General features: G+C 61.2%; 15 protein-coding genes and 1 pseudogene. 7 read left to right on the top strand and 9 right to left on the bottom strand.

Features of this window, described 5'->3' with window-relative positions; translation table 11 throughout:
• Positions 1–58: 58 nt before the first annotated feature.
• The 5 genes and pseudogenes from SOP95_RS18110 to SOP95_RS32180 all read right to left on the bottom strand — a co-directional run.
• Positions 59–1,054 (bottom strand): lysylphosphatidylglycerol synthase transmembrane domain-containing protein, encoded by a 996-nt coding sequence (locus SOP95_RS18110; RefSeq protein WP_323607820.1) that lies wholly within the window; start codon positions 1,052–1,054, stop codon positions 59–61.
• Positions 1,051–1,827: a polysaccharide deacetylase family protein gene (locus SOP95_RS18105; protein ID WP_323607819.1), complete on the bottom strand. Its 777-nt coding sequence runs from the start codon at positions 1,825–1,827 to the stop codon at positions 1,051–1,053. The genes SOP95_RS18110 and SOP95_RS18105 overlap by 4 nt, the downstream gene beginning before the upstream one ends.
• Complete coding sequence (locus tag SOP95_RS18100) at positions 1,820–2,941, bottom strand: glycosyltransferase family 4 protein (protein WP_323607818.1); 1,122 nt, start codon at positions 2,939–2,941, stop codon at positions 1,820–1,822. The genes SOP95_RS18105 and SOP95_RS18100 overlap by 8 nt, the downstream gene beginning before the upstream one ends.
• Positions 2,942–3,128: 187 nt before the next feature.
• Entirely contained in the window at positions 3,129–3,893 is a 765-nt protein-coding gene (locus tag SOP95_RS32185) for a methyl-accepting chemotaxis protein (protein WP_406592124.1), read from the bottom strand.
• Positions 3,894–3,986: 93 nt separating this feature from the next.
• Positions 3,987–5,018, bottom strand: a pseudogene (locus tag SOP95_RS32180) (cache domain-containing protein); the annotation flags it as partial.
• 189 nt (positions 5,019–5,207) lie between these two features.
• On the opposite strand from SOP95_RS32180, the gene SOP95_RS18090 reads away from it, so the two are divergent.
• Entirely contained in the window at positions 5,208–6,695 is a 1,488-nt protein-coding gene (locus tag SOP95_RS18090; RefSeq protein ID WP_323607816.1) for a helicase HerA-like domain-containing protein, read from the top strand.
• Positions 6,696–6,821: 126 nt separating this feature from the next.
• On the opposite strand, the gene SOP95_RS18085 is transcribed toward SOP95_RS18090, so the two are convergent.
• Positions 6,822–7,277 carry a DUF721 domain-containing protein gene (locus tag SOP95_RS18085; RefSeq protein WP_274074349.1) on the bottom strand — a complete coding sequence of 152 codons (456 nt, stop codon included), beginning with the start codon at positions 7,275–7,277 and terminating at the stop codon, positions 6,822–6,824.
• A gap of 307 nt (positions 7,278–7,584) precedes the next feature.
• On the opposite strand from SOP95_RS18085, the gene secA reads away from it, so the two are divergent.
• The 4 genes from secA to SOP95_RS18065 all read left to right on the top strand — a co-directional run bounded on the left by secA (position 7,585) and on the right by SOP95_RS18065 (position 13,366).
• Positions 7,585–10,320 carry a preprotein translocase subunit SecA gene (gene secA / locus SOP95_RS18080; RefSeq protein WP_274074350.1) on the top strand — a complete coding sequence of 912 codons (2,736 nt, stop codon included), beginning with the start codon at positions 7,585–7,587 and terminating at the stop codon, positions 10,318–10,320.
• A 122-nt stretch (positions 10,321–10,442) separates the two neighbouring features.
• Positions 10,443–11,660 carry a bifunctional glutamate N-acetyltransferase/amino-acid acetyltransferase ArgJ gene (gene argJ / locus SOP95_RS18075; RefSeq protein WP_323607815.1) on the top strand — a complete coding sequence of 406 codons (1,218 nt, stop codon included), beginning with the start codon at positions 10,443–10,445 and terminating at the stop codon, positions 11,658–11,660.
• Positions 11,661–11,792: 132 nt separating this feature from the next.
• Positions 11,793–12,425: a glutathione S-transferase family protein gene (locus SOP95_RS18070; protein WP_323607814.1), complete on the top strand. Its 633-nt coding sequence runs from the start codon at positions 11,793–11,795 to the stop codon at positions 12,423–12,425.
• Positions 12,422–13,366 (top strand): Nudix family hydrolase, encoded by a 945-nt coding sequence (locus SOP95_RS18065; RefSeq protein ID WP_323607813.1) that lies wholly within the window; start codon positions 12,422–12,424, stop codon positions 13,364–13,366. The genes SOP95_RS18070 and SOP95_RS18065 overlap by 4 nt, the downstream gene beginning before the upstream one ends.
• Before the next feature lie 117 nt (positions 13,367–13,483).
• Here the strand turns inward: SOP95_RS18065 and SOP95_RS18060 are convergent, their stop codons facing one another.
• Genes SOP95_RS18060 through SOP95_RS18050 form a run of 3 tightly spaced genes read right to left on the bottom strand, consistent with a single transcriptional unit; the run spans position 13,484 to position 17,067 of the window.
• A complete protein-coding gene (locus tag SOP95_RS18060) occupies positions 13,484–14,065 on the bottom strand; it encodes a cob(I)yrinic acid a,c-diamide adenosyltransferase (protein WP_323607812.1) in 582 nt (193 codons plus the stop codon).
• A 2-nt stretch (positions 14,066–14,067) separates the two neighbouring features.
• Positions 14,068–16,104: a sensor histidine kinase gene (locus SOP95_RS18055; protein WP_274074355.1), complete on the bottom strand. Its 2,037-nt coding sequence runs from the start codon at positions 16,102–16,104 to the stop codon at positions 14,068–14,070.
• 45 nt (positions 16,105–16,149) lie between these two features.
• A complete protein-coding gene (locus SOP95_RS18050) occupies positions 16,150–17,067 on the bottom strand; it encodes a putative 2-dehydropantoate 2-reductase (RefSeq protein WP_323607811.1) in 918 nt (305 codons plus the stop codon).
• Between the two features lie 142 nt (positions 17,068–17,209).
• Here SOP95_RS18050 and SOP95_RS18045 point away from each other — a divergent pair, with 142 nt between their 5' ends.
• Both SOP95_RS18045 and SOP95_RS18040 read left to right on the top strand, forming a co-directional pair.
• A complete protein-coding gene (locus SOP95_RS18045) occupies positions 17,210–17,695 on the top strand; it encodes a YajQ family cyclic di-GMP-binding protein (RefSeq protein ID WP_007990750.1) in 486 nt (161 codons plus the stop codon).
• 136 nt (positions 17,696–17,831) lie between these two features.
• Complete coding sequence (locus SOP95_RS18040; protein WP_274074357.1) at positions 17,832–18,674, top strand: mechanosensitive ion channel family protein; 843 nt, start codon at positions 17,832–17,834, stop codon at positions 18,672–18,674.
• The last annotated feature ends 88 nt before the right edge of the window (positions 18,675–18,762 follow it).

Here is an 18,762-nt window from a genome sequence, read left to right as displayed (position 1 = left end):
GCTCCTACAGGGGAATACCATCCTTGTAGGAGCTGCCGAAGGCTGCGATCTTTTGCTTTCAGGCCTGCTTGAACTTCATCAGCTTCTTGAGCAGCGGGCGTCCGAGCATCAACAGAAATACCGGCCCGCCGGCCAGCAGATAGAAGTAAAACGTCACCGCCCGCCAGATCAGAATGGCCGCCGCCGCCGTGGATTTGCCGACCATGGGCGCCAACAGTGCCGCCGACGTCAATTCAGCAGCCCCCGCACCGCCTGGCAACAGGCTGAACTGCCCTGCACTCAATGAAACCATCTGGATCAGAAAACTCCAGGCCCACTGCAATTCAGCGCCGAGCCCGCGCAGTGCCAGGTACAACACGCTGTAACGCAGGATCCAATGCACGCACGTCAAGCCAAACACAATGACCAGCGTCTGCAGGGGCAGCTTCAGGGTGTCGGTGAACGCCGCCAGGAAGTGCAGGAGTTTTCGTGCCCAGCGCATACGGCTCGAGGGCTCGACGTTGAGGCGCGCCAGCAGTCGGCCGCCCAAACGAATCAGTAGGCGATGATAGCGCGCCACCACCACGCAACTGACCAGGCCACCGAACATCGACAGGGCACTGACGGTCAGCAACCACGCCATGTGCTGGCTGAGATGCTGGAACAGGGCGTAAATCAGGATTGCGCTCAATGCGCAGAGGAAAAACAACAGATCGCTCAGTTGATCCATGGCAAATACCGCGCTGCCCCTGGCCGGTCGCACGCCGTTGCGCGCCAGCAACGCCATGATGGTCAGTGGCCCGCCGCTGCCACCCGGCGTGGCGCAATAGGCGAATTCGGCGGCCATCACCACGCCGAGGCTTTTTAGCGTGCCGACCCTGTTGCGCTGATCCCCCAGCAACAGGCGCAGGCGCATCGTATTGACCAGCCAACACAGCAGGATCATGCCGAACATGACCAGCAAGCTGCTCAGCGGAAAGTCATTGAGCCGCGACCAGGTTTCGCTGCCGCCCAGCAGCCAGGGAATCAGCACCGCGGCGAGCAGGCCGATGCACAGCAGAATCGAGCGACTCATGCCGCGCGCCCCATGCGCTGGCTGTGCAAGGCCAGCCAACGGGCCTTGGTCATGGGCACGCGGCCCTCATCGAGCAGGCGCTTGAGGGTTTGCAACCAGTACGTGCGTGAGAACTCGTGACGCATGTCCACCGGGTGCAGGCCCAGGCGAATCACCGGCGCGGTTCGCCAGCGTTGTTCGAGTTGCTGGCTGAGCAGTTTCGACACGCCACGACGCCAGGCGCTGCGCGCACTCCAGACCAGACCGGGGGCATCGATCGCAGCGAATTCCGGCAAGCGATAAAGGTGCTGCGCGTCGCTGGTGTACTTCAGTGGTAATTGACCCAAGGCCTGGCGCGTGCCTTCGCTCATCAGCCAGGCCGGCGCGACGAAACCCTGCAGTGGCCAATCGTATCGCTGGAACATTTCAATGCCGGCGTGCAGGCGGGTGAGGGCGGCCTCGCGAGACAAACTGTAGAACTCGCCTTCGTGGGTGTAGATCCGGCGCATGAACCAGTCGCGGGGATTGCTCGCCTTCGGACCGTCATCGCAGTGAAAGTAACCGTGCAGCACCAGTTCATCGCCGCGCTCGAGCCGTGCGCCGAGCTGACGACGAAATGCCGGGTGGGCTTGCAGGTCGTTGTGTTTGTGGAAATCCGGCACCACCAGCCAGGTGATTGGTACGTCGCCGAGTGCATCGACGGCTTCGACAAAGGGTTGGTAATCGGCCCAGGTCGGTGGCGCGACATCGTGCAGTACCAACAGCAAGCCGGGTGCCTCCGTGGGTTCAAGCATTGGCGGCTCGCGGCCATTGGCTGCCGAGGACGGCGTGATAGTGACCGAGCAGACTCTTGACTACGGCGTCCCATGCGTAATGCCGCTCGACATGGCGACGGGCTTGCTGGCCGAGGGCTGCGCTACCCTGGCTGAACAGCTCGCGCACCGCGTTGGCCATGGCCAACGGATCGTTGGGGGCACACAACAGGCCACATTGATCGTTGATGATTTCCTCGAACGCGCCGGCTGCCACCGCCACCACCGGGATGCCGCAGGCCATGGCTTCGAGGATCACCAGGCCAAAGGTTTCCTGATCGCCGGCATGTAGCAGTGCATCGGCACTGGCCATCAGGCGAGCGACTTGCGCAGCCGGGCAGAATTCGTCGACAACCGTGACGTTGCCCGGCACCGAGGTCGGCATCGACGAACCGACCAGCAGCAGGTGGTAATGTCGGCCCAGGCGTTTCATGCATTCGAGCAGCACCGGCAGGTTCTTCTCCTTGGAACCACGCCCGGCAAAGATCAAAAGATGAGTGTTTTCGTCCAGGCCCAGCTCGGCCCGAAGACCGGTATCCCGTGCATTGGGATGAAACATCTGGAGATCGACCCCCAGGGGCTGCACGAAAACATTCTTCACCCCCAGCCCGATCAGTTTGTTGGCCATGACCTGACTCGGCGCCAGCACCCGGTCGAAGTTGCCGTAGAGCTTGCTGACATAGGCCTCGACGTTTGGCGTGACCCAGTTGCCCATGCGATTGCTGGCCAGCAGCGGCAGGTCGGAGTGATAAAAGCCGATTACCGGCACGTCCAGTTGGCGGCGCGCGTCCAAGGCCGCCCATGCGGTGAGGTAAGGGTCGCCGACTTCAATCAGCTCGGGTTGCAGATCCTGCAGGACATTGCGCCAGGGCGCGAGACGCAGCGGGAAGCGGTAACCTTTGCCGAAGGGCAGGGCGGGTGCCGGAACCGTGTAGATGCCATCCTTTTCGCTGAGGACAGCCCCCGGTATCAGCACGCTGTGGCGAATGCCTGGCCGGATGCACAGGCGATGATGCTTGGCATCCAGATAAGTGCGCACGCCACCGCTGGCAGGGGCGTAGAACATGGTTATGTCAGCGATATGCACGATGAACATCCCTCCGGTCCGTTGTTCTCCCTTGGTTGACCTTATTGAAGAATAGATGTTCGGTTGGTGTTCAGCAGGTGGGGTGTCAGCGAGGATTCGCGGAGTTTGGGCGATTGCCTTCGCGGGCAAGCCCGCTCCTACAGAATCACGCGATCTTGTAGGAGCGGGCTTGCCCGCGAAAAGGCCCTTTCAGACGCTAGATTCGGAAGCTGCCCACCAACTGCTTCAACCGCGCCGCCTGTTGCTCAAGGTCCGAACAGGCGCGCAGCGTCGATTGCAGGTTTTCCACGCCTTCCTGGTTCAGCGTGTTGATTTCGGTGATGTCGACGTTGATCGACTCGACCACCGCGGTCTGTTCCTCGGTCGCGGTTGCCACCGACTGGTTCATGCCATCGATTTCGCCGATGCGTTGGGTCACGCTGCTCAGGCGCTCGCCGGCCAGGTTGGCAATTTCCACGCTGTCCTGACTGTGGCGCTGGCTGTCGCTCATGGTGCTGACCGACTCGCGAGCGCCGACCTGCAGTTCTTCGATCATGGTCTGCACCTGCTGCGCCGATTCCTGGGTGCGATGCGCCAGGTTACGCACTTCATCGGCCACCACGGCAAACCCACGCCCGGCTTCACCGGCACGCGCCGCTTCGATGGCGGCGTTGAGCGCCAGCAGGTTGGTCTGCTGGGAAATGCTGGTGATCACTTCGAGAATCTGCCCGATGTTCACGGTTTTGCTGTTGAGCGATTCGATGTTGCTGCTCGAGGCGCTGAGCATGTTCGACAGTTTATTCATCGCGGCAATACTGCGGTCCACCACTTGCTGGCCATCTTCGGCCAGGTTACGGGCATCGCTGGCCTGGCTCGACGCGTGCGCGGCATTGCGGGCGATCTCCTGGGTGGCGGCACCGAGCTGGTTGATCGCCGCGGCCACGCTGCTGGTGCGCGAGGCTTGCTGATCGGAGTTGTACATCGAGGAGTTCGAGGCGGCGACCACGCGCAACGCCACTTCGTTGACCTGGCCGGTGGCCGAGGACACTTCACGGATCGAACCGTGGATACGTTCCACGAAACGGTTGAACGCGGTGCCGAGGCTGCCGAACTCGTCGTTGTTCTGGATCACCAGGCGCTTGGTCAGGTCGCCTTCGCCGTCGGCGATGTCGGCCATGGCCCGGGTCATGACGTGCAGCGGCTGAATGAGCAGGCGAATCAACATGCCCAGCAGGGCAATGATGATGGCGACGGCGATCACCGTGGCAACCACCGCCGAGGCGCGGAACTCGCTGAGCATCGAGAAGGCCTTGTCCTTGTCCACCGACAGGCCGATGTACCAGTTGACCGACGGCAGGCCCTTGATCGGGGTAAAGGTGACGATGCGGGTCTTGCCGTCGACCACGATTTCACTGAAGTCGCGGCTGATGCGCGGGGTGTTTTGCGGGTACGCCTCGCCCAGGGACTTCATGACCAGGGCCTTGTCCGGGTGGACCAGGATCTTGCCGTCGGCACTGATCAGGAAGGCGTAGCCCATGCCGTCGAAATCCCGGGCGCTGAGGGTGTCGATCAAGGTTTGCAGGCTCAGGTCGCCGCCCACCACGCCGACGCCTTGCCCGGCTTTGGTCGAGGGCATGGCCAGGGAAATGATGGTCTGACCGGTCGCCGCGTCGACATAGGGTTCGGTCAGGGTCGGCGTGCTGCTGTTTTGCGCCCCCTTGTACCAAGGGCGAACCCGTGGGTCGAAGCCGTCCGGCATCTTCGCGTCCGGACGGATGGTGAAGTGTCCGGTGGCGTCACCCAGGTAGGACGCCATGAACGTCGATGTCAGTGCTTTCTGTTCCAGCAGGGTGGCAACGTTGGCGGGTTCCGGATTGATGGCAATGTTTTGCGCGAGGTTCTCGATCAGCAGGATACGACCGGTCAGCCAGGTCTGGATGTTGCTGGCGGTGACGTCGCCCATCTCGTTGAGATAGTTGTCCAGGTCTTCGCGGATGGCATTGCGCTGTAAATAGTCGTTATACAGGGTGAATGAGGCGAAAGTGGCAATGACGATGAGGGCGGCGGCAAGCAGGATTTTATGGCTGAAGCGTAGATTTTTGTTCATGGCTTGGGGTTCCGCTAAGGTCTTAATGTCCTGCGCGTGCTTTTATAAAGGGACGCACGATGGGCAATGTTGAAAGCAAGAGATATTTCCGTCGCTCCTTAAGGGAAATGTCCGACAAATTTGTGTCTGTCTGCTTTGTCGTTATTTCTATCGGCCGTGTAGGACCAAAGATTAACCATGGGTGACCAAATGCCTGATTCATTGCAACTTGTTATCGGCGCCGACCTCGCGGGGCAGCCGATCGCGCAGGCCATGCGCCTGGCGAACCGCCACGGTTTGATCGCAGGCGCGACCGGGACCGGCAAGACCGTCACCTTGCAACGTATGGCCGAAGCCTTCAGCGATGCCGGCGTGGCGGTGTTTGCCGCCGACATCAAGGGTGACCTGTGCGGCCTGGGCGCGGCCGGCAACCCCCAGGGCAAGATCGCCGAGCGGATAACCGGCATGCCATGGCTGAACTACAAGCCTGCGGCGTATCCGGTGACCCTGTGGGACATTCATGGTCAGTCCGGTCATCCATTGCGCACGACATTGAGCGAAATGGGGCCGCTGCTGTTGGGCAGCCTGCTGGAACTGACCGACAGCCAGCAGTCGGCGCTGTATGCCGCGTTCAAGGTTGCCGACCGTGAAGGCCTGTTGCTGCTGGACCTGAAGGACCTCAAGGCGCTGCTCAATCACCTCAAGGACAACCCCGAACTGCTCGGTGATGACGCGGCGCTGATGACCACCGGCTCCAGCCAGGCCCTGTTACGGCGCCTGGCAACCCTGGAGCAGCAGGGCGCTGAAGCGCTGTTCGGTGAGCCGGCCCTGCAACTCGAGGACATCCTGCAACCGACCGCCGATGGCCGCGGACGCATTCACTTGCTCGATGCCAGTCGCCTGGTGCATGAAGCACCGAAGGTCTACGCGACCTTCCTGCTGTGGCTGTTGGCCGAACTGTTCGAGCAACTGCCGGAGCGCGGCGATGCCGAAAAACCGCTGCTGGCGCTGTTTTTCGACGAGGCGCACCTGTTGTTCGCCGGCACGCCCAAGGCGTTGCAGGAGCGTCTGGAGCAAGTGGTGCGGCTGATTCGCTCCAAAGGCGTGGGGGTGTATTTCGTCACCCAGTCACCCGGTGACTTGCCGGACGACGTGCTGGCACAGCTGGGCCTGCGCATCCAGCACGGCCTGCGCGCGTTCACTGCCAAGGAGCAGAAATCCCTGCGGGCGGTGGCCGACGGCTTCCGACCCAATCCGGCGTTCGACGCCCTGTCGGTGCTCACCGAGCTGGGCATCGGCGAGGCACTGGTGGGCACCTTGCAGGACAAGGGCACACCGGAGATGGTCCAGCGCGTGCTGGTGGCGCCACCGCAATCGCGGATCGGGCCATTGGGTGACACCGAACGCACCGTGCTGATCGGCGGTTCGCCGTTCAAAGGGCGGTATGACAAACCGATCGATCGCGAATCGGCTTATGAAGTGTTGATGGGGCGCAAGGGCCTGGCGCCGGAACCTGAGGTGGCGCCGGGTAAACCGGCGGCAGAAGAACCGAGTTTCACCGAACAGGCCGGAGAGTTCCTCGGCACGGCGGCGGGGCAGGCACTGAAATCGGCGATGCGCCAGGCGGCCAACCAGTTGGGCCGGCAATTGGTGCGCGGACTGATGGGTTCATTATTAGGCGGCAAAAAAAGCCGATAAATCCATCTTGAGTGGGCACGATCAATGTGGGAGCGGGCTTGCTCGCGAATACGGTGCACCAGTCAACATTTTCGTCGAATGACACACCGCATTCGCGAGCAAGCCCGCTCCCACATATGTTCTATGTCATTCCTTGGACTTGGCGTGCGCCGCCAGGCGCTCCAGCGCCGCCCGCAGGTTCGGATCGCTGATCCCGTCAGCCGTGGCCTGGATGGTCGCGGCCGCATCAAAGGACAAATCCATGGTATGCCCCGCTGCACCTTGCTGAACGGTGGGCGGCTGGACCTTGAACAGGATTCGCGTGAGATTGGCGAACTCGTCGAACATCTGCAGTTGCCGTTGCAGGCGCTTTTGCTGGTAGCGCAGACGAGTGGCCCAATGACCGTCGGTGACAATCAGCAACAAACTGCCTTCACGCCAGGACGCCACGTGGCAATGGGCGCGCGCGGCGGGTTGCAGCTGGCTTTCGAGCAAACGTTGCAAATGACCCAGGCGTTGAGCGTGGCCGAGAATGGCCTTCAGAGGCTTGGCTTCGCGAAGCAGGACGGCGGGTGCTCTGGCCGTAAGAGGGCGAAATGCCATGATCAGACACCTGAAGTAACAGAGCCGCCATGGTAGCAGAAAGCAGCGGATGCGCCCGACCCATTGCTTTGCGCGCGCTTTACCCATTAAATCAACAAGTAACTTCTGCCGTGAATGACTTGAAGTTCAGCGATTTGCCCTTATTTTAAGTGAGCCCCGTTACAACGCTGTGCCAGCATCGTGGAACAACGCCACTTTCCTCACCACCGTTTCCGGGTAGAATGCTCGTTCGCATGCGGCCATGAGGGCTGCTCGGGCGACTCACGGGGCCGCCCTCCATCCCTTTAGTGTGGAAGATCCTGCCGATATGTTTGCGCCTTTGTTAAAGAAACTTTTTGGAAGCAAGAACGAGCGTGAAGTCAAGCGCATGCTCAAGACGGTGCAATTCGTCAATGCCTTCGAAGAGCAAATGGTGGCCCTTTCGGACGATCAATTGCGTGCCAAGACAGATGAGTTCAAGGCCCGCTTCGCCAAAGGGGAAACCCTCGACAAGCTGCTGCCGGAAGCCTTCGCGGTCGCCCGTGAAGCCGGCAAGCGCGTCATGGGCATGCGCCACTTCGATGTCCAGCTGATCGGCGGCATGACCTTGCATGAAGGCAAGATCGCCGAGATGCGTACCGGTGAAGGCAAGACCCTGGTGGCAACGCTGGGCGTTTACCTCAACGCACTGTCCGGCAAGGGCGTGCACGTTGTGACGGTGAACGACTACCTGGCCCGTCGTGACGCCAACTGGATGCGTCCGCTCTACGAATTCCTCGGCCTGACGGTCGGCGTGGTCACGCCGTTCCAGCCGCCGGAAGAGAAGCGCGTGGCCTATGCCGCCGATATCACCTACGGCACCAACAACGAATTCGGTTTCGACTACCTGCGCGACAACATGGCGTTCAGCATGGAAGAAAAATTCCAGCGCGAACTCAATTTTGCCGTGATCGACGAAGTTGACTCCATCCTCATCGACGAAGCCCGTACCCCGCTGATCATTTCCGGTCAGGCCGAGGACAGCTCCAAGCTGTACATCGAGATCAACAAACTGATCCCGCAGCTGGAGTTGCACGTCGAAGAAGTCGAGGGCGAAGTCACCAAGGCTGGCCACTACACCGTGGACGAGAAGACCCGTCAGGTCGAACTCAACGAAGCCGGTCACCAGTTCGTCGAAGATTCGCTGACCCGCCTTGGCCTGCTGGCCGAAGGCGAGAGCCTGTACTCGGCGCACAACCTGAGCCTGCTGACTCACGTGTATGCCGGCCTGCGCGCGCACAAGCTGTTCCATCGCAACGTCGAATACATCGTGCAGGACGGCCAGGTCGTACTGGTCGACGAACACACCGGTCGTACCATGCCGGGCCGTCGTTTGTCCGAAGGCCTGCACCAGGCCATCGAAGCCAAGGAAAACCTGAACATCCAGGCCGAAAGCCAGACCCTGGCATCGACCACGTTCCAGAACTACTTCCGTCTGTACAACAAACTGTCCGGCATGACCGGTACGGCCGACACCGAAGCGTTCGAGTTCCATCAGATCTATGGCCTGCAGGTCATCGTCATTCCGACGAACAAGCCGCTGGCCCGTAAAGACTACAATGACCTGGTGTTCCTGACCGCCGACGAGAAATACGCGGCCATCGTCACTGACATCAAGGAAAGCATGGCCGCGGGCCGTCCGGTGCTGGTGGGTACCGCGACCATCGAAACCTCCGAGCGCATGTCCGACCTGCTCAACAAGGAAGGCATCGAACACAAGGTCCTGAACGCCAAGTTCCACGAAAAGGAAGCCGAGATCATTGCCCAGGCCGGTCGCCCGGGTGCGCTGACCATCGCCACCAACATGGCCGGTCGCGGTACCGACATCCTGTTGGGCGGCAACTGGGAAGTGGAAGTCGCGACCCTGGAAAACCCGACCCCTGAGCAGATTGCCCAGATCAAGGCCGACTGGCAGAAACGTCACCAGCAGGTGCTCGAATCGGGTGGTTTGCAGGTGATCGCGTCCGAGCGTCACGAATCGCGCCGTATCGACAACCAGTTGCGTGGTCGTGCCGGTCGTCAGGGCGACGCCGGTTCCAGCCGTTTCTACCTGTCGCTGGAAGACAGCCTGATGCGCATCTTCGCCTCTGACCGGGTGAAGAACTTCATGAAGGCCCTGGGCATGCAGCCTGGCGAAGCGATCGAGCACCGCATGGTGACGAACGCCATCGAAAAGGCCCAGCGCAAGGTCGAAGGCCGCAACTTCGACATTCGCAAGCAACTGCTCGAGTTCGACGACGTCAACAACGAACAGCGTAAAGTGATCTATCACATGCGTAACACGTTGCTGGCCGCTGACAACATCGGTGAAACCATTGCCGACTTCCGTCAGGACGTGCTCAACGCTACCGTCAGCGCACACATTCCACCGCAATCGCTGCCAGAGCAGTGGGACGTGGCGGGTCTGGAAGCGGCCCTGGAAAGCGATTTCGGCGTGAAACTGCCGATCCAGCAGTGGCTCGACGAAGACGATCACCTGTACGAGGAAACCCTGCGCGAGAAACTGATGCAGGAGCTGATCGCCGCGTACAACGAGAAAGAAGACCAGGCAGGCGCCGAAGCGCTGCGCACCTTCGAGAAGCAAATCGTTCTGCGCGTGCTGGACGACCTGTGGAAAGACCACCTGTCGACCATGGATCACCTGCGCCACGGCATCCACCTGCGTGGTTATGCGCAGAAGAACCCGAAGCAGGAGTACAAGCGCGAGTCGTTCACGCTGTTCTCCGAGCTGCTGGATTCGATCAAGCGCGACTCGATCCGTGTGCTGTCGCACGTTCAGGTTCGTCGCGAAGATCCGATCGAAGAAGAGCAGCGCCTGCGTCAGGAAGCCGAAGCACTGGCCGCTCGCATGCAGTTCCTGCATGAAGAGGCCCCTGGCCTGGAGCAGCCGGAGCAGGTGGGTGAAGAGGTCGATGTGGCTCTGGCCACCGCCCCGGTTCGCAACGAGCAGAAGCTGGGCCGTAACGAGCTGTGCTACTGCGGTTCGGGCAAGAAATTCAAGCATTGCCACGGGCAGATCCAGTAACCCCCGTTTCATACGCTGAAATACCCGCGCCGCGACCGGCTCATGCCGTCGCGGCGTTTTGCCATTTCACCCCCCCGCTTTTGCTGAAGCGGTGCAGACATCATCTATAGAGGAACGCATTCATGGCTGTTGGTCTTGGTCCTTTGCCAACGTTGCACCCGGTTGCCGGTTTTGAACTCGGTATCGCCTCGGCCGGTATCAAGCGCCCGGGGCGCAAGGATGTTGTGGTCATGCGTTGTGCCGAAGGCTCCACGGTGGCGGGCGTATTCACCCTGAACGCCTTCTGCGCAGCCCCGGTGATCCTGGCGAAGCAGCGCGTGCAAGGCCCGGTGCGTTACCTGTTGACCAATACCGGCAATGCCAACGCCGGTACCGGTGAGCCGGGCCTGGCCGCGGCCGAGCGTACTTGCGCCAAACTGGCCGAGCTGACCGGTGTCGATGCCAGCCTGGTGCTGCCGTACTCCACCGGGGTAATCGGCGAACCACTGCCGGTCGAGAAAATCGAAGGCGCACTGCAAGCCGCCCTCGACGATCTGTCGGAGAACAACTGGGAAGCTGCCGCCACCGGCATCATGACCACCGACACCCTGCCAAAGGGTGCCAGCCGCCAGTTCCAGCATGACGGCGTGACCATCACCGTCACCGGCATCAGCAAGGGCGCGGGCATGATTCGTCCCAACATGGCAACCATGCTCGGTTACATCGCTACCGACGCCAAGGTCGCCCGCGATGTGTTGCAGAACCTTATGCTGGACGGCGCCAACAAGTCGTTCAACCGCATCACCATCGACGGCGATACCTCGACCAACGACTGCTGCATGCTGATCGCCACCGGTCAGGCGGCACTGCCGGAAATCACCCGTGCCGAAGGCGAGTTGTTCGCCAAGCTCAAGCAAGCGGTGTTCGAGGTGTGCATGGAAGTGGCCCAGGCGATCGTTCGCGATGGCGAAGGCGCGACCAAATTCGTTACCGTTGAAGTCAACGGCGGCGGCAATCACCAGGAATGCCTGGATGTTGGCTACACCGTGGCCCACTCGCCATTGATCAAGACCGCACTGTTCGCGTCCGACCCGAACTGGGGTCGTATCCTCGCGGCTGTCGGTCGTGCCGGCGTGCCGAACCTGGACGTGAGCAAGATCGATGTGTTCCTCGGTGAAGTGTGCATCGCCAGCCGTGGCGCCCGCGCTGCGACCTACACCGAAGCCCAGGGCGCGGCGGTGATGCAACAGGAAGAAATCACCATCCGTATCGAGCTGGGTCGCGGTGATTGCAGCGAAACCATCTGGACCACCGACCTGTCCCACGAATACGTGAAGATCAACGCCGAGTACCGTACGTAACGTTGCAGAAACTGTAGGAGCCGGCTTGCCGGCGAAGGCGTCCTCTGCCCCGATAGATGTGTTGAGGCCGCTACCGTTATCGCTGGCAAGCCAGCTCCTACAGGCATCCCTTTAGCTTAAGGACGCTTGAACATGAGCCTGCACCTGATCATCGGCGACAAACTGCTTTCCTCCTGGTCCCTGCGCGGCGCCCTGGCCCTTGATCTGGCCGGCGCCCCCTACACCGAAGAACTGATCAAGCTGAACCAGCCGGACACCCGCGAACGCCTGCTCAAACACTCGCCGACCGGCAAGGTCCCGCTGTTGAAGACCGAGCATGGCACCATCGCCGATTCCCTGGCGATTGCCGAATACCTGGCGGAACAGTTTCCCGACGCTGGCCTCTGGCCCAAGGACGTTGGCGCTCGCGCCCAGGCGCGTTCGGCGTGTGCGCAGATGCACAGCGGTTTCTTCGCGATGCGCGGCAACATGCCGTTTGATTTGAGCCATGATGCACCGCTGACACCGACACCGGCGGATGTCCAGGCCGACATCGAGCGCATGTCCGCCCTGTGGGCCGAGTGCCGCGCCGCCGCGACCGAAAGTGGTCCGTACCTGTTTGGCCGCGTAACCCTGGCCGATGCATTCTTCGCACCGATTGCCGTGCGCCTGCGCACCTATCAGGTGAAGCTGCCCGAGGCTGACGAAGCCTATGTTCAAACCATCTACCAATGGCCAGCCTTCAAGGCCTGGCAGAAGGCCGGACTGGAGGAAATCGAGCGGTGAAACGAGTACACGTAGCGGCCGCCGTCATCCGTGATGACAGCGGCAAGATCCTTATCGCCCGGCGTGCCGACACTCAGCACCAAGGCGGCCTGTGGGAGTTTCCCGGTGGCAAGGTCGAGGCCGACGAGTCGGTTGAAAGCGCCTTGGCCCGTGAGCTGCAGGAAGAACTGGGTATTGTGGTCGGCGCGGCGCGCCCGCTGATCAAGGTCCGCCATGATTACCCGGACAAACAGGTGTTGCTGGATGTCTGGGAAGTCTCGGCGTTCACCGGCGAGCCGCACGGCGCCGAAGGTCAGCCATTGGCCTGGGTGTCGGCGCGTGACCTGTCGGGTTACGAATTCCCTGAAGCCAACCGGCCAATCGTGGCGGCTGCCCGCTTGCCCGAGCAATACCTGATTACCCCGGAAGACCTGGAAACCCCGGCCTTGCTGCGGGGTATCCAGAAAGCCATCGCGGGTGGTATCAAGCTGATCCAGTTGCGCGCGCCGAATGGTTATGACCCCAAGTACCGCGACCTGGCCGTGGATGCGGCAGGGCTGTGTGCTGGCAAGGCGCAGTTGATGATCAAGGGGCCGTTCGAGTGGTTGGGGGATTTTCCTTCCGCCGGTTGGCACATCACCTCGGCGCAGTTGCGCAAGTATGCCGCTGCCGGTCGTCCATTGCCCGCGTCGCGCTGGCTGGCGGCATCGTGCCACAACGCTGAAGAGCTGGCATTGGCCGAGGAGATGGGCGTCGACTTCGTGACCTTGTCGCCGGTGCAGCCGACCCAGACTCATCCAGGCGCGCAGCCGCTGGGCTGGGAGCAGGCTTCGAGCTTGATCGAAGGCTTCAGCAAGCCGGTGTTTCTGCTGGGCGGCGTTGGTCCGGCGGAAGTTCAGAAGGCATGGGCTGCCGGTGCCCAGGGTGTGGCGGGGATTCGGGCGTTTTGGCCTGAAGCCTGATTTGCCTCTGGTGCAGAGGGCCTCATCGCCAGCAGGCTAGCTCCCACAGGTTTTGTGTACGCCACAAATCCACTGTGGGAGCCAGCCTGCTGGCGATGAGGGTCTGACAGGCGCCGACTAAACTTCAGGTTTCGCCGCCGGCTGCCACAAAATCTCCGCAACCCCCTGCCGCCGGGCAATCACCCGCGCCACCACAAACAACAAATCCGACAACCGATTGATATACGCCAAACCCACCCCGGCCAACGGCTCAAGCGCATTCAAATGCTGACAGCGGCGCTCGGCACCGCGCGCCAGGCTGCGACAGACATGAGCTTGAGCAATCAGCATCGAACCGCCGGGCAAAATGAAATTCTCCAGCGGCCCCAGCTCTTCATTCCACACATCAATCGCCGCCTCCAGGCGCTCGATTTCACCGGCGTTCAACGCCTGATACTCCGGCATCGCCAGCTCACCGCCGAGGTCAAACAACCGGTGCTGACAAGGCGCCAATACCTCGATTACTTCCTGCAACCCCGGATACCGGGCACTTTCTGCCGCCAGTCCGGCCAGTAATACGCCGACCTGACTGTTCAGCGTATCCACCTCGCCAATGGCCTCGATCCGTGGGTGGTCCTTGGGCACGCGGCGACCGTCGCCCAGGCCGGTTTCGCCTTTGTCGCCGGTGCGGGTGTAAATCTTCGACAGGCGAAAGCCCATGGTTACCTCGATAGCTGGTTGAGTTCATGAGAGACGAGCGGGGTGCTCGCCAATGGCAGGCGCAGGGTAAAGCAGGTGCCTTGGCCCAGGGTCGATTGCACTTCCATCTGGCCCTTGTGGTTGTTGGTGATGATGAAGTACGAGACCGACAAGCCAAGGCCGGTGCCCTGGCCGATTTCCTTGGTGGTGAAAAACGGTTCGAAGGTGCGCTTGCGCACGCTTTCGCTCATGCCGATGCCGTTGTCCTCGACCTGGATTTCCGCCCAGGGTGGATTGAGCCGGGTGCGCAGGATGATTCGCCCCGGTTCACGGTCATCTTCACGCAAGTGGATGGCTTGCGCGGCGTTTTTCAGCAGGTTGAGCAGCACCTGTTCCAATTCGTTGGCGGTACCGGGTACAGGCCCCAGCGCCGGGTCGAACTGGCGAATGATCGCCTGGCCCTTGAAGTCGAAACCGATGGCCAGGTCGAAGTCGTTTCCGGCGATTTCCACCGCCTGATCGATCAGCGCCGGCAGGTCGCACGGGGCCATTTGTCGGGTGCTGCGGCGACTGAAACTGAGCATGTGCGTGACGATTTTCGCCGCCCGTGCACCGGCCTGCTGGATGCCGTCGAGCAGCTGCGGTACTTCCCGCGCTTGCAGGTACTGGTTGACGGTCGACAGCTCGATGCCGACTTGCTCGGCCTGTTCCAGGTTCTTCGGCAGTTCGGGGGACAGGCGGCGACGGATATTCTGTACGTTGTGCAGAATCGCGCCGAGCGGGTTGTTGATTTCGTGGGCCATGCCGGCGGCGAGGCCACCGACGGAAAGCATTTTCTCCGACTGCACCATCATTTCCTCAAGGGACAGGCGCTGGGTGATGTCGTCGATGCGGATCACCACGCCTCGCCCGGCACCCCCCATCAGCGGATAAAAGGTCAGGGCGTAGTGGCGCGGTTCATCGTCCTTGACCCAGGTCACGCGCTCGATCTTGGCCACCGTGTGCTGCTCGACGGTTTGCTTGAGCTGCGGCAGGAAAGGCTTGAGCGGTTCGAAGGCGAGGAAGATAGGCTGGTTCAAGGCTTCGTCCAGTCGCGTGCCGGAAAGGGCGCTGGCTTCCTGGTTCCACTGCGTCACGTAGAGCTGTTCGTCGAGGGCGATCAGCGCCGAAGGCATGGAGTCGATGATGCTGTTGAGGTAATTCTGGAACCCCGTGAGTTTTTTCTCGATCTTGCTGCGTACCTGGACCTCCAGTTCCAGCTTGCGATTGGTGTGACGGGTTTCTTCCGCCAGGCCCTGGGCCTGGTCATAGGCGGCCTGGGAGTCGTCACGGGCGCGCTTGAGTTGCTGCTCCCGCGCCTCGATCCGCGAGAGCATGGTGTTGAACGCTTCGGCCAGGCTGCCGATTTCATCGTGGTTGCCCCGGGAGGCTCGCAGGGCGTAGTTCTCTTCCCGGGTCACTTGTCGTGACAGTTCTTCCAGCTGATGAATCGGCTGGGTAATCAGGCGTTTGATCTGCCGCGCGATGATCAGCCACAGCAGCACGCTGAAAATCAGGATGCCCAGGCTGGCGGTCAGGGTGCCGGTATAGAACGCCATGGGCAGTTCGCTGCTGGCCACCAGCAAAAGGTGGCCGGGTGCGCTGCCGGGGCGGGGTAGGGTGATGACCTGGTTGCTGCGAAACTCGGTGACCTGCCAGGATTCGATGTGCCGGTAACGCTTGGGCAGGCTCAGGTGATCGCCGTGTTGCAACTGCGCCAGGCGCTCGCCCTTGCCGTCATACAGGGCCGCAGCCCGCAGCGGGGAATAGCTGTCGAGCTCATCGAGCAGGCGCTGGGCGCTTTCTGGTGACTGCAGCGCTTCGGACACCAGGCTCGGGTTGGAGACCAGCCGGCCGATGGTCTGCAGAGCCTGGGGCGCCATGCTTTCCTGGGAGATGTAGTACGCGGCGCTGATAAAGGTCAGGTTGGCAACCAGCAGGACGGTGGTCAACAGCACCAACAGGGCGGCCAGCAGTTTCTGGCCGACAGGGAGGTTTTCAAGACGCTGGCGCAATGGCATCAGGTTTATCGCTGCAAAGGAACAAGTGGCCAGCGTAGCCGCTGCTCAGTCGCTGGGCAATCCAAGGCTGTGCAGGCGTGCGATCAACCTCGACTCAAGCTGATTGAGGTGCGGCAGGTTCAGTTGATGCCGGGCGGCGACTTTACAGGCATGCCCCAGCAGGTAACTGATTTCAGTGCGGCGCCGGTTGCTGACGTCCTGGTACATCGAGGAGTAGTTGGCGGCGGTCGCGTGAATCACCCGTTCAACCTCCTGTTGCAGGTTTTCCGCAGCTGCCGGCTGGCCGCAACGCTCAAGCAGCTCGATCAGTTCGCCACACAGGGTGGCGACCTCACAGTGGTGCTCCTGCAATCCGCCATTGCGGCAATCGTGCAGGACCGTCAACGGATTGATCGCGCAGTTGAGTGCCAGTTTGCGCCACAACCGGGTGAGGATTTCGGTGCTCCACTCATGGGGAATGCCCGCGGCGTCGAGGTCGTCCAGCCAGATCGGTGCGACGGGATGCCCGGCATCGCCCAGCCAGGTGAACCCGTGCCCGGCGAAGACCACGCGCCAGTCACCGTCGCGAAAGGCGCCTTCCGTGCTTGAGGCGTAAATGCAGCGCGCCTGCGGCACTTGCGCCGCCACGGCGTCCTGGCTGCCGAGGCCGTTCTGCAACAGGATCAGCTCGGCGCCGGGCGCCAGGCGGGGCGCCAGTTGTGCCACGGCCTGGTCCGCGTCATAGGCCTTGCAGGCGACCAGCAGGCGATGGATCGGGGTGGTACTGTCCGCCGTTTCGGCGCTCACCGGGTAGAGCTGTGCCTGGCCCTGTTCGACCAGGGTCAAGCCGCCTGCCGCCTCGTACGCCTGCAACCGCGCCGCGTCACGCAGGATCAGTCGCACCGGTACTGCGGCCCGCGCCAGACGGGTGGCCCACAACGTACCGAGGCTACCGGCGCCTAGAACATGCCAGGTGGTGGACATCAGCTTTTTGCTCTGTTTGAGGCGCGCATGGGAGGCTCGCAGTGAATGATGGGAAAGACCCGTTATAATCAGCGCGGATTTTAACCGCAAGCCAGGCGTGCTCCCTCTTGATTGAGCGTGCCCTATTTATTGGAGAGATTACATGCCGTCGTTCGACGTGGTATCCGAACTGGACAAACACGAAGTCACCAACGCGGTCGAGAACGCCGTCAAGGAACTCGATCGTCGTTATGACCTGAAAGGCAAAGGCAGCTTCGAGTTCAAGGAAAAGGACCTGACCGTCAACCTGACCGCCGAAGCGGATTTCCAGCTCGAAGCGATGATTGAGATCCTCAAGCTGGCCCTGGTCAAGCGCAAGATCGATGTGCAGTGCCTTGAGGTCAAGGACGCGTTCGCATCGGGCAAGTTGATGAAGCAGGACGCTGTGCTCAAGGAAGGCATCGACAAGGAGCTGGCGAAGAAAATCGTCGCTCACGTCAAGGACGCCAAGCTCAAGGTCCAGGCGGCCATCCAGGGCGAGCAAGTGCGCATCACCGGCAAGAAGCGTGACGACCTGCAGGAAGCCATCGCTGTGTTGCGCGCCAAGGAATTCGGCATGCCGCTGCAGTTCAACAACTTCCGCGACTGACTTTGGGCGGGAACCTCTTGGCGTTTTCGGCGTCCGAGGCCCAAGCAACGGCAGAAACGATTGATCCGGATAGGGTTCGGTCTTTCTGCCGCTTTATTTTTCGTGTGCCGCGTAGCCGCACATCAGGAGAACCAAGATGGATTTGAATGCTGAAGTAGACAACCTGGTCAGGGTGTCGCAGTCCTGGATCCCGATGATCATGGAATACGGCAGCCGTGTGCTCTTGGCGGTGATCACCCTGGCTATCGGCTGGTGGCTGATCAACAAGGTCACGCAAAAGCTCGGCGGCCTGATCGCCCTGCGTAATGCTGACCTTGCCCTGCAAGGGTTTATCAGCAGCCTGGCGAACATCATTCTCAAGATCCTGCTGGTTGTCAGCGTGGCGTCGATGATCGGTGTGGAAACCACCTCGTTCGTGGCGGCGATCGGTGCGGCAGGCCTGGCCATCGGCCTGGCGTTGCAGGGCAGCCTGGCGAACTTCGCCGGCGGTGTGCTGATCTTGCTGTTCCGTCCGTTCCGTATCGGTGACTGGATCGAAGCCCAGGGGGTTGCCGGCACCGTCGACAGCATCCAGATCTTCCATACCGTGCTGCGCACCGGCGACAACAAGACCATCATCGTGCCTAACGGCAACCTGTCTAACGGCATCATCACCAACACCAACCGTCAACCGACCCGCAAGGTGGTGTTTGATGTGGGTGTCGATTACGAAGCGGATTTGCAAAAGGCCCGTGAAGTCTTGCTCGAGCTGGCCAAGGATCCGCGAGTGTTGGCCGATCCGGAGCCTCAGGCAGTGATTTCGACCCTGGGTGACAGTTCGATCACTGTTTCCCTGCGGGTCTGGGTGAAAACAGCGGATTACTGGGACGTGATGTTCATGTTTAACGAACAGTCCCGTGATCGTTTGAAGACGGCGGGTATTGACATTCCATTTCCCCAGCGTGTAGTTCGCGTGGTTCAGGAAGCGTCGGTACAGTAAGTCTATTTGTTACTGCGTAAACCCAAGAGGCTTATAGTCTCTTGGGTTTTTTTGTGACTATTGATCGGTTCATTGAAAAAAGTATTAA

This window comes from Pseudomonas sp. YuFO8, from assembly GCF_035065025.1.
Lineage (GTDB): Bacteria > Pseudomonadota > Gammaproteobacteria > Pseudomonadales > Pseudomonadaceae > Aquipseudomonas > Aquipseudomonas putida_AE.
The sequence above is the reverse complement of the archived record's forward strand: the minus strand, read 5'-3'. Positions and strand labels throughout refer to the sequence as shown.

What these genes read in the sequence shown, in the direction of transcription:
- SOP95_RS18110 (WP_323607820.1), bottom strand. Translation starts at nt 1,054, where the DNA reads ATGAGTCGCTCGATTCTGCTGTGCATCGGCCTGCTCGCCGCGGTGCTG.
- SOP95_RS18105 (WP_323607819.1), bottom strand. Translation starts at nt 1,827, where the DNA reads ATGCTTGAACCCACGGAGGCACCCGGCTTGCTGTTGGTACTGCACGAT.
- SOP95_RS18100 (WP_323607818.1), bottom strand. Translation starts at nt 2,941, where the DNA reads ATGTTCATCGTGCATATCGCTGACATAACCATGTTCTACGCCCCTGCC.
- SOP95_RS32185 (WP_406592124.1), bottom strand. Translation starts at nt 3,893, where the DNA reads ATGTACAACTCCGATCAGCAAGCCTCGCGCACCAGCAGCGTGGCCGCG.
- SOP95_RS18090 (WP_323607816.1), top strand. Translation starts at nt 5,208, where the DNA reads ATGCCTGATTCATTGCAACTTGTTATCGGCGCCGACCTCGCGGGGCAG.
- SOP95_RS18085 (WP_274074349.1), bottom strand. Translation starts at nt 7,277, where the DNA reads ATGGCATTTCGCCCTCTTACGGCCAGAGCACCCGCCGTCCTGCTTCGC.
- secA (WP_274074350.1), top strand. Translation starts at nt 7,585, where the DNA reads ATGTTTGCGCCTTTGTTAAAGAAACTTTTTGGAAGCAAGAACGAGCGT.
- argJ (WP_323607815.1), top strand. Translation starts at nt 10,443, where the DNA reads ATGGCTGTTGGTCTTGGTCCTTTGCCAACGTTGCACCCGGTTGCCGGT.
- SOP95_RS18070 (WP_323607814.1), top strand. Translation starts at nt 11,793, where the DNA reads ATGAGCCTGCACCTGATCATCGGCGACAAACTGCTTTCCTCCTGGTCC.
- SOP95_RS18060 (WP_323607812.1), bottom strand. Translation starts at nt 14,065, where the DNA reads ATGGGCTTTCGCCTGTCGAAGATTTACACCCGCACCGGCGACAAAGGC.
- SOP95_RS18055 (WP_274074355.1), bottom strand. Translation starts at nt 16,104, where the DNA reads ATGCCATTGCGCCAGCGTCTTGAAAACCTCCCTGTCGGCCAGAAACTG.
- SOP95_RS18050 (WP_323607811.1), bottom strand. Translation starts at nt 17,067, where the DNA reads ATGTCCACCACCTGGCATGTTCTAGGCGCCGGTAGCCTCGGTACGTTG.
- SOP95_RS18045 (WP_007990750.1), top strand. Translation starts at nt 17,210, where the DNA reads ATGCCGTCGTTCGACGTGGTATCCGAACTGGACAAACACGAAGTCACC.
- SOP95_RS18040 (WP_274074357.1), top strand. Translation starts at nt 17,832, where the DNA reads ATGGATTTGAATGCTGAAGTAGACAACCTGGTCAGGGTGTCGCAGTCC.